The sequence below is a fragment of the Aminiphilus sp. genome (assembly GCF_029975095.1).
In the GTDB taxonomy this organism is placed as follows: domain Bacteria; phylum Synergistota; class Synergistia; order Synergistales; family Aminiphilaceae; genus Aminiphilus.
Map to the genome: position 1 here is coordinate 1 of NZ_JARKPW010000109.1, position 7,195 is coordinate 7,195.

Here is a 7,195-nt window from a genome sequence, read left to right on the forward strand (position 1 = left end):
CCTTCCCCTTCACATCCGGGGCGGAAAAACCCGCCGCGAGAAAACCCGAGCCGTCCGGAAGCCATGCGGGGGAAAAGACGCTCATCTCCTCGGGGGAAATGCGAGCCGGGAGCGCACCGCTCGCCGGGCGCCAGAGAAAGACCGCGCTCGCGGGTTCGCCCACTTTTTGGGCGAGGGGGCTCATTTCAAGGATGTCCGCGTCAAAGAGCACCGCCGACCCGTCGGGGGCGACGGAGAAGCGCGCGGCGCTGGAAAAGCTGACCGCGTCGCCGAAGAGTTCCACCAGGGGGCGCTTTTCGAGCATCCGCCCCTGCAGGTCGAAGCGGTAGAGAAACTCCAGATCCTGGGCACAGACGCTCGCGCCGTCGGCGGCCCAGAAGGGGGAATAGACGTCCCGTACGGCGCCTGTGACGAGTCGCAGATCGCCCCCCGAGGCGGAAACCACCGCCGTCACCCACCGGGCCTCGTCAGGGAGCCAGTGGTTGAAGAGCAGCCGCATGCCGTCGGGGGACCACCGGGGGCCGTAGCTGTTGTCGCCGGGAATGCCCGCCACGAGCCGGGCCGTCTTCTCGCCCAGACGCAACAGGGCGATCCGCCGCCCCTCGTCGCGGTAGTCCGTAAAGGCCACGGCATCTCCCCGGGGGGAGATCTCCGGGTCGTTGCCGTCGCAGAGCCGCCGCGGGGTGCCGCCTGCGGCGTCGGTGAGCCACACGCCTCCGTCCCGGGCAAAGACTACCGTCACCGCCGACGGGTCGCTCCAGGGAGACACTGCCTTCGTGGCGGCCGCCGCCTCCGGAGCGGGAAAGCCTTTCACCATTTCCGCCATCCCCGTCGCGAAGAGCGCGACAAGCACCCCCAGGGCGATACGGGCGAAAAGCGCACCCTGGGCGACGACAGTGAGCGGGCTGCCGCGGTGCAAAACCGCCGCGGTCGGTTTCGCCGCTCCAGCGCCGGCCGTTTCCGCACCACCCGGAGCGCCTCCGAAGAATCCTTTTCGCATCCGTGTATTTCCCATCCATGTCTTTTTTCTTTCTGTCTTTTCCGTGCAGGTCATTTCAAGACTCCTCCCCATTGCTTCCGTCGTTTCAACCCCCGGCGTTCATTCCGCGTTCCCCTCCGCGTTTTCAACCCCGGAACGTTCACTCCCCGTTCCCTTCCACCGTTCCCGACCTTGGAGCGCTCACTCCCCGTCGTCCTCCGCCGTACCGTCTCTCCGCTCTGTTCCCTCCGTACCGCACGGTTTTCCGACATCGCACATCCGTCTCCCGAGAGGAACGGTTTTTACCTACATAACACAGATTCGTCACTTTTCCAACATTGTTCGAGGCGTCTTCCTTCTGCTATAAACACTATGGTGGAACATGTCGCATGCTTCGTGAGGAAACGCGACACCATGTCGGCCCGCATGTCGGAAAATACCGCGGCGGAGCGAATGTGTCGGTGCGCCGCCGGAATGACAGGCGCGCAGGAACGAAAAGAGCGTAAAAAATCGGAAGGCAAACAGAACAAGCATAACAGGCATTCAGGAGTAAAAGGGATTTCTGCGGAGAAAAAGAGAGGTGATCAATTCGGGGCGGGACGAGAGACGGCATGGCTTTATCCAAGGGAGCTCTGAATAAAGGCCTTTCGCTTTCCCTTGACTCGGATCACATCAGGATCTGCAAGGTGCCCTACGGGGCTGATGCGGCCTTATTCAGAGGTTCCCCAAGATGAGATGAGACAAGATGACCCGAGGCAAGGCCGGGCGAGGCGAGACAGGGCGGGATTCGATTCGATGACGAAGGCATCATGCAAGGGTGTTACGAGAGGAGCGTGTACGATGAAACGGGGAAAGATGCTGCGGAAGTCTCTTGCGGTGCTGCTCGGTACGATGGCGGTGCTCCTGGTGGTATCCGTCGCCTTCGGGGCGACCCTGGCGGAGATCAAAGCGCGGGGAACGCTCAACCTCGGCCTGGAGGACGAGGATTGGGGACGGTTCCACATGTGGAAGAACGGCGCCGCCTCGGGCTTCGACGTGGATCTGGCGGAGAAGATCGCCGCTGCGGCGGGCGTCTCCCTCAAGATCGTGCCGCTTCCCTGGGGCGACGGCGACGCGGGAAGCGTGAGCGGTGCCTGGAGCCCCGGCGGATGGCCTCCCTTCGGCGTGGATCTCATCCTCTCCGGTGTGACCATCACCCCCGAGCGCGCCGCCTACGTGACCTTCTCGGAGCCCTATTTCACGGCAGGGCAGATGGTGCTCTTCCGGAAAGCGGTCCCGATCCCCGACGCCGCCGCTCTGGCGGGCAGAAAACTCGGCGTCCAGCAGGCCACCACGAGCGAAAGTACCGCGAGGGAGCGTTTCGGATCGAGCGCACTCTTCGTCTTCGCCGCTGTTCCGGAGATGCTCGACGCTCTGCGGGCGGGAGCGCTCGACGCGGTTCTTCTCGACAGCCCCTTCGCCCTGACGGAAGCGAAGGACGATTCTTCCCTGGCCGTGCTGGAGGAGCTGTTCTCCTCCGAGGAGTTCGGCGTCGTGCTCCCCAAGGAGGTGGACCCGGCGTTCAAGGCCCTGGTGGACGAGGTGGTGCGACAGGAGCGGGACGCCCTGTACGAGAAGTGGTTCAAATAAAATTCCCTTAAAATTCCCTTCCGCCCCCTCCTTCCGCGCCGGAGGGGGCGCGCTCTCCTTTTGGCGTATGCTCTCATCCGCCTCCTTCCGCGAGGGCGGCGCGGATCAGCGCCTCCAGGGCGGCGTCGGGAAAGCCCCGGCTCCGGGCCGCGGAAAAGGAGCAGCGCAGAATGTCCTTCCAGGCGCCGCCGAGCAGGGAGGGCGCGAGCGTCAGGGCCGCCCGCACCAGCGACGCGCTATAGTTCGGGTCCGTGGCCCACCTGAGGCGCGTGCCGTCCTTCCGGGGCGCGCCCCAGGAGAGCCCCGCAAAGAAGAGCCAGCAGCAGTCCGCATTGCGCGCCGCAAGGGGAAAGCACGTGGCGAGGAGCCGGGAGTAATCCGCCAGAAAATGTTCCAGCGATCTGTAGTGCCGGAACGCCGCCTCCACCCGCCGCTCCGCCCCGCCGACCCATTCCTTCGTGGCGCTGTTCCAGCAGAGGCCGCCCTCGGCCACCCAGCTCCGGGTGCATTTGATGCCCGCCAGGTTCCAGGTGCGGCGCATCGCCGCGGAACGGAATCCCCCGGTCTCGTGCCAGGTCTGCACCGCCGCGCCGAAGGCGTTGAGCGGCGCCCCTCGGTGAAGAGTGCGGGCGCTGTTGCCGACGCGCACCGCCTCGAAGACCAGGCGGGGCATCTCTTCCGGAGAGTCGTCTCTCCGAGGGAGCAATTCCGCCATCTTTCGGGGGGCCGCTTTCACTTTCGTTTCCACATCTCCCGCCGTCTTCCCTTGCGTTCCCGTTCCCGTCGCTTTCGTTCCCATCACTCCCGTTCCCGTCGCTCCCGTTGTCGTCGCCTTCGCTTCCGCTTCCGTCTCTCTCGTGGCCTTCACCGCAGCCTCCGTTCCCGCTTCCGTTCCCGGGGCGAGGTGTTCACCGTCGAAGGCGACGAGGGATGCGACACCGAGACCGGCGTTCTTTTCGTGCTGCTCCCTCTGACCGTTCCGCCGGTCCTGTTGCTGCAACGTGCGAAAAAGCGACCGCCCTTCCGCAGGCGTGCCGACGAAGCCGCTCGCGGAGGTCATGCGCCCTGCCTCCCCGCCGACCTGCCCGAACGGGTTTCGCCCCGAAAGAGCGTGGCCGCCGCACGGGGCACCGCCGCCGAAGCCGTCTCGTCACGGCAAAACATTCCCGCCTCAAGTACCGCCTGCAGGCGTCGGATCGCCTCGGTGAGCGCGTCGAGGCGGCTCTCCATGCGCACCAGCAGATAGGCCGCCACCACCACGGAAAATCCGTGCTGGACGAACTGCTGCAGAAGTTCCGTCATGTCTGCCTCCCCTTCCTTGTCTCCCCTTGTCTCCCCTTGTCTTCGGGTCTTTCTTACGAGCCTTTCCTGGCGATGTCTCTGTGGGCCTTTTCCATAGACTTTTTCCATAAGCCTTCCATGAACCTTTTCTCCAGGCCTTCTCTCCGGCCCGCTCCGGGTCTTTGGGTTCCGGCCGTCGCCCCGAAGTCTTTCTCCGAAAAACAAAAACCTTCCTTAATATACATGGATATAAAGAGGGAGGAGGAGAAAGGGACAGGAAGGAGCGGCGACGGAAAATCCGGCGGCGACAGGCGAAGCGCAGAACGCGAAGACACGCATGCAAAACGCATGCGAAATGCAGGGGAAACGCATGCGCAGCCCAGGGAAAACGGGGCGGCGAGTCCTGGCGGTGCATGCGCACGCGTCGCCGCCCCGAAATCCCGCCGGTCTGCCGGACCGTCAGCCGGTCTTCCAGGCAACCAGGCCCCCAGGCCGCTGTCTCTCCAGACCGCCGAATCTCTAGGCCACCACTTCCGTGACGTTCCGGGACACGATCTCGGCACGGACGATCATGTCCGGCCCGACGAGAAACAGATCACTGTCGATGATGGCCTGCATGGCCGTCGTCACTTCTCCCTCGGTGAGATCCGTCCTGGGGTTGGACAGGGAAAGCACCCACTCTTTCCCCGAGGACAGGCCGAAGATCATGCGCAACGTTCTGGTCTCCATGAGATGTCACCTCCTTTCGCTTGCTCGTTCGTTCTTGCGTTCTTGCGTTCGTTCGTTCTTGCGTGCGCTCGTTCGTGCGTGGGCTCGCTCGCTCACTCGTGTACTCGTGTGCTCGTGCGCGCATTCCCTCGTTCTTGCGTTACGGAACCTCTGAAGAAGGCTCCGCCGGCCCTCAGCGATGCGGCGCAGGGCCACGCCGAGGTTTCCGCTTCCCCTGCCCGCAGCCTGCCGAACGCACTGGAGCGCGGCACATCCCGGACTCTCTCCCGGAACACTGAAATGCTTTCGGAAGGAAACACGGAAGCACTTCAGAAGGACCGGAAACGCCCGGAGCCGCCCGCGAAAAAAGCGGGCAACGGCGGCGGAGTTTCGGCGAGGCCCTTCACGGGAAGATCCGTCAGGCCGTCACCAGGTCCGTGTCCTGCTTCTGCACCTCCAGCCGGGGATAGAGACAGAGCCCGGCCAGGGCGTTCGCCACGGCGTCCACGTCGTCCGCGGAGGCCTCGGGGTCGATGCCCCGCCAGGAGAGGGTCTTGCTCTTCGGCTTGCCCCACTCGTCGCTGCCGGTCTGCACCTTGAGAATCAGCCGGCTGCCCTCGGAAAGAAAACTCGCCATGCCTTTCACCTCCTTTCTGTTGCAAAAACGTGTCGGAACCGTGCGGAGCGTGCCGCTTTCCTTCGCGGAAGGCGCGGAAACGCTCCGGAGAACGGACCTTCGGCGGCGCCGAATTTCCACCTCCGTTCCACGCATTCAGCCTAAATGACATATTCAGTTCACGCAATACGCATAAATATGTCATCAAAAGGCATTTTACCTTCGTTTCTTCAGTTCTTCTCCCAACTTTTCCCCGGTTTTTCCGCAGCTTTTTTGCAGGTTTTCCTTCGGATTTTGCAGGTTTGCTCATCGATTTTTCAGGATTCGGAGTGTTCATGCACACACAACCGAGGCGCAACCAGCGCCTGAGGAACCTCCGCCGGAGTGCGCCATCCGGGGTGCGTGACCTGTTCCGATTCCTGTCCGACGCTTCCCTTGGTTCGGCTCTGCCCAGGTCGGCGCGTTTCCTCCTCCTTCCAGAGAAGAAACAGCCGCCCCCTCCCCGATCCCAGGCAACCCCGGCCTCGGATCCGGCGCGGACATGCGCCCTCCGCCGCACGCCTGCGGCCCTTTGCGAAATGCGCTGCGCCACCGTGAGCCAAAGTGCTCGAAGCAACAAGCTACTGGTTTGACAACCCACGCGAGAAATGCCATGATGCAGAAAATCCATTTCCGGGAGGCGGAGCCATGAGAGGCACCTTTAAGCTCAAGGATGAATACGTTTACGCCATGCCGGTGCATTTTTCCGGGCATGCCTTCTCTCCCCTGCGCACCGTCTACGGGGACATGACGGGCATCAGCCTCCAGTTTCGAACCGATCCGGAGGCGCTGCTCCCGATTCTTCCCGAGGATTTCGAGCTGCTGGAGCCCCTGGTGAACGTCCAGTTCTCGAACGCCCGGGACGTGGCGTGGATGGCCGGCGGAGAGTACCGGCTCATCCAGGTCACCACACCGGTGCGCTACCTCGGGAACGCCGAAGGACTCGTCGGGGAATACGTGTTCGTCATCTGGGAGAACAAGGCCTGCCCCATCATCGGCGGGCGCGAGGAGGACGGCATGCCGAAGCTCTTCGCGGACATCGCCTGCGAGCGCCGCGTGGAGGAGCGCTGGTTCACCGCCGCGAGCTACGAGAGCCGCACGTTCCTCACGCTGGAGATGACCCGCACCCGGGAACTTTCCGAGAGCGAGGTCGCCGCGGCGAACACCCGGAGCAAAAGAAACTATTTCGGCTGGCGCTATCTGCCCAACCTCGGCAAGGGAGGCGCCTCCCTGAGCCACGCCACGCTCTATCCCCAGGAGGCGCGCATGGCCCGCGCCTGGTCGGGAGAGGGGCACTGCACCTGGACCAAACTCACCGCGGCGGAACATCCCCTGCAGCACGCCATCATCGCCGCGCTCGCGGACCTTCCCGTGAAGAGCCCCTTCACGGCGATGATGTTCAAGGGCTCGGCGCAGCTCAACGGGGGCGATTCGAGAGCGCTTCCCTGACGCGGTAAGTGAAAAAAGTGGAAAACGGGAGAAAAGGGAGACACGGGAGAAAAGCGACGGAGGACGAAAAACGGGGACGGAAAACGGGAACGGAAAAGAGACAGGAGGCGGACCGGAAAGAAAGGATGGGAGACATGAGCGGATATTTCGAGAACAAGGTGGCGGTGGTCACGGGCGCCGCGTCGGGTCTGGGCCTGGGCATCACGGAAGCGCTGCTCGCCCGGGGAGCCCGGGCGGTGTTCATGGCCGACGTGAACGACGAGAACCTCGCCAGGGAGTCGAAACGGCTCCGGAGCGCCGGTGGAACGGTAATCCCCCGGCACACGGACGTCACCAGGCTCGACCAGGTGGAAGCCCTTCTCCGTGACGCGAAGGCCTTTGACGGACATCTGGATTTCGTGTTCAACAACGCGGGCATGGGCATGACCCTGCCCACGGAAAAGATCACCTTCGACATCTGGAAATTCCTGGTGGATCTGAACCTCATGGGAGTC

At 63.5% G+C, this 7,195-nt stretch carries 8 protein-coding genes; 3 read left to right on the top strand and 5 right to left on the bottom strand.

Annotated features, from left to right (window positions below):
• Window positions 1–1,000: hypothetical protein (locus Q1K49_RS06550; protein WP_300524218.1), on the bottom strand; the 1,000-nt coding region annotated here is incomplete at its 3' end.
• A gap of 819 nt (window positions 1,001–1,819) precedes the next feature.
• Between Q1K49_RS06550 and Q1K49_RS06555 the strand changes: the two genes are divergently transcribed.
• Complete coding sequence (locus Q1K49_RS06555) at window positions 1,820–2,608, top strand: transporter substrate-binding domain-containing protein (protein ID WP_300524220.1); 789 nt, start codon at window positions 1,820–1,822, stop codon at window positions 2,606–2,608.
• 73 nt (window positions 2,609–2,681) lie between these two features.
• On the opposite strand, the gene Q1K49_RS06560 is transcribed toward Q1K49_RS06555, so the two are convergent.
• The 4 genes from Q1K49_RS06560 to Q1K49_RS06575 form a co-directional block, all read right to left on the bottom strand.
• Window positions 2,682–3,668: a glucosaminidase domain-containing protein gene (locus Q1K49_RS06560; protein WP_300524223.1), complete on the bottom strand. Its 987-nt coding sequence runs from the start codon at window positions 3,666–3,668 to the stop codon at window positions 2,682–2,684.
• Window positions 3,665–3,910 (bottom strand): YvrJ family protein, encoded by a 246-nt coding sequence (locus Q1K49_RS14905; protein WP_366146049.1) that lies wholly within the window; start codon window positions 3,908–3,910, stop codon window positions 3,665–3,667. Before Q1K49_RS14905 ends, Q1K49_RS06560 begins: the two co-directional genes overlap by 4 nt.
• A gap of 498 nt (window positions 3,911–4,408) precedes the next feature.
• Complete coding sequence (locus Q1K49_RS06570; protein ID WP_300524225.1) at window positions 4,409–4,618, bottom strand: DUF2922 domain-containing protein; 210 nt, start codon at window positions 4,616–4,618, stop codon at window positions 4,409–4,411.
• 397 nt (window positions 4,619–5,015) lie between these two features.
• Window positions 5,016–5,234 (bottom strand): DUF1659 domain-containing protein, encoded by a 219-nt coding sequence (locus Q1K49_RS06575; protein WP_025745656.1) that lies wholly within the window; start codon window positions 5,232–5,234, stop codon window positions 5,016–5,018.
• Window positions 5,235–5,900: 666 nt separating this feature from the next.
• Here Q1K49_RS06575 and Q1K49_RS06580 point away from each other — a divergent pair.
• Together Q1K49_RS06580 and Q1K49_RS06585 are read left to right on the top strand one after the other, a co-directional pair.
• Complete coding sequence (locus Q1K49_RS06580) at window positions 5,901–6,701, top strand: acetoacetate decarboxylase family protein (protein WP_300524229.1); 801 nt, start codon at window positions 5,901–5,903, stop codon at window positions 6,699–6,701.
• A gap of 134 nt (window positions 6,702–6,835) precedes the next feature.
• Window positions 6,836–7,195 (top strand): SDR family NAD(P)-dependent oxidoreductase (locus Q1K49_RS06585; RefSeq protein WP_300524232.1); only part of this gene is annotated, 360 nt, incomplete at its 3' end.

Excerpts from the sequence above, each read along its gene's own strand:
- Q1K49_RS06555 (WP_300524220.1), top strand. The coding sequence starts at position 1,820 with ATGAAACGGGGAAAGATGCTGCGGAAGTCTCTTGCGGTGCTGCTCGGT.
- Q1K49_RS06560 (WP_300524223.1), bottom strand. The coding sequence starts at position 3,668 with ATGACCTCCGCGAGCGGCTTCGTCGGCACGCCTGCGGAAGGGCGGTCG.
- Q1K49_RS14905 (WP_366146049.1), bottom strand. The coding sequence starts at position 3,910 with ATGACGGAACTTCTGCAGCAGTTCGTCCAGCACGGATTTTCCGTGGTG.
- Q1K49_RS06570 (WP_300524225.1), bottom strand. The coding sequence starts at position 4,618 with ATGGAGACCAGAACGTTGCGCATGATCTTCGGCCTGTCCTCGGGGAAA.
- Q1K49_RS06575 (WP_025745656.1), bottom strand. The coding sequence starts at position 5,234 with ATGGCGAGTTTTCTTTCCGAGGGCAGCCGGCTGATTCTCAAGGTGCAG.
- Q1K49_RS06580 (WP_300524229.1), top strand. The coding sequence starts at position 5,901 with ATGAGAGGCACCTTTAAGCTCAAGGATGAATACGTTTACGCCATGCCG.